Below are 2060 nucleotides of genomic sequence, written 5' to 3'. Positions count from 1 at the left end.
CCGGCTGACGACAGCGCCCGACTTGGCCAAAACCGTCGCCTCCCTCGAGGCCCGGGTCGCCGACCCGGATTCCTTGCGTCACGGGGGCCTGCGCACGCGCATTGCTTGGGCGATTGCCGATTACGAGCGGGCCACCGGCACTCGGATTGAGTTGCCGGCTGATTTGCGCCGGGAGATCGAGGAGCGGATGGTCAGCTATCCCGGTCTGCAGAATCCCCAGGCCCAGGCCATGCTGCGGGAAACCGCGGCGATGACGTCGCTTGACCTGATCCGCCAGGTGCGACGCGTCGTGTGCAACGTCGCCAAGGCCCCTGACCAGCATAGCGCTGAGGTTGCGGACCAGCTGCAAACATTGGCGACCCAGATGCGGGTCATGGGCGGCAAACCCACCCCGGATGCGACGGCCGTCGCGCCAGTCGTCACCACCCCGGCCCCTGCCGTGGACAAGCCATCATCCAAGGTCGAGAGCGGCAGCACCGTCGCCGCTTCGCCTGGGCCTGGTGTGCAGCCTGAGGTCAGGGCCGATGCCGAGGGCAAGCAGGATGCCGGGTCCAAGCCGGCAGCCGTGAAGCCACCGGCGCAAGAAGCACCCGGCCAGCCATCCGGAGCTCGCAAATCCCTGGCCAACCATTTGCTGTCCAGGGTCAAACCGGCCCCATCTGACGGGCATCCGCCATGGGAGCGGATTACCTCTGGCCTGACTGAGCGGCTGGAGCGGATGGAAACCGGCATTGCCGATCGCCGGACGGCCAGCGTGGTATCCGATGCGGAGAGCACCGGCCGAGCGGCAATGACCGCGGTCGAGGGCTTCGTAGCGGGGCCAGGTCGGGTCCTGCTGGACCGGATCCAGACGTCTGCGGCTAACGAAGCCGGCGGCCTGGAAAGCGTCATCAAGGAGATGCGCCAAGGCGGCGCCCATGCCGGTTTGCGGACCGAATTCGACGCGGCGCTGCGCACGCCCGGCTTTGCCCGGTCCTACGACCAGGCGGTCAAGGCACTCGACCGCTACGGCGCGGCGCGGCAGGCGCAGATGCAGGAGTTCGGACGTCGCGGCATCGATCCTTCCAAGGCCTCTGCACTTGAGCGGATCGATGCCTCGCTTGGCGAGGACGCGGCCCGCATCCCTGGCCGCGAGGAAGGAAAGTCTGCACTGCAGGAGCTTGCTGCCAAGGCGGCAGAGGTATTGGTCGCGGCCGTCGGTAAGGTCCGCGCCCTGGTAAGCGGCGCGGTCTCTACGGCGCAGGCGACGGCTTCCGCTACTTCCTCGCCCAGCCCCTCTCCGTAAGTCCATTCGCGCCGCTGCATAGCACCCTCGCCAGGACAACTGGCGAGGCCGTCATGCAGCGATTTCCTCTCGCGTTCCTGCTTATTGCTATCGCCGCCGCGCCAAGTCTGGCCGCGGCGGCGCCGTTTTCTGACCTGACCTGGGGTGCGCTCAGCGATCCCGGGGATGATTGGGCCGCGACGGTCCTGCGCAGCGTCCTACCGTCGATGGTCCAGGGCGGCACTGAGATGGCCAATCAGCGCACCGTCATCGGGTTGATGGTCGGGTGGCTCTCTGGCCTCGTGTTCATGCTCGCCGGCGTCTGGGCGATCTACGGGGTACTGATCAATCTGATCCGAACCGCATCGCAGGGTACGGCACTGCATGAGCACTGGCACTGGATGTCTGCGGTGCGGATGCCAATCGCCTTGGCTTTCATGTTCCCATCGCCAACAACGGGCGTGTCGTTCGGCCAGGTCGTCATTTCCCAGGTAGCGATGAGCAGCATCGGCGCGGCCCGATTGGTCTATGCCGATACTGTCAAGGCCTTGGGGCCGGATGCCGTGCCCATCGCCACGCCGGTTATTCCCGGCACCCGGCTGATCGTCTCGGGCTTGCTGCAGAATGAGCTCTGCCGCGCCCTGGTGGTGGCGGTGACTAACAACGAACGGATGATGCCGCTTCCGCAGCCGATCATCACCGGTAGGCCGGGTGAGGCTGGCGCGGTGACCTGGGCCTACGCCCTCGCGGCAGGCAATGCCACCGGAACACCCTTCTGCGGCACGGTGACGGTACG

The 2060-nt window shown here is 66.7% G+C and carries 2 protein-coding genes; both read left to right on the top strand.

Features of this window, described 5'->3' with window-relative positions; genetic code table 11:
* A partial coding sequence (locus QWZ14_RS14485; protein ID WP_290317419.1) for a hypothetical protein occupies positions 1–1285 on the top strand: 1285 nt, incomplete at its 5' end.
* 53 nt (positions 1286–1338) lie between these two features.
* On the top strand, positions 1339–2060 hold a 722-nt coding region (locus QWZ14_RS14480; RefSeq protein WP_290317418.1), incomplete at its 3' end, for a DotA/TraY family protein.

Origin of the sequence: Paeniroseomonas aquatica, assembly GCF_030409335.1 — a bacterium.
Taxonomy (GTDB): domain Bacteria; phylum Pseudomonadota; class Alphaproteobacteria; order Acetobacterales; family Acetobacteraceae; genus Belnapia; species Belnapia aquatica.
This window is presented reverse-complemented; position numbering and strand designations above follow the sequence as displayed.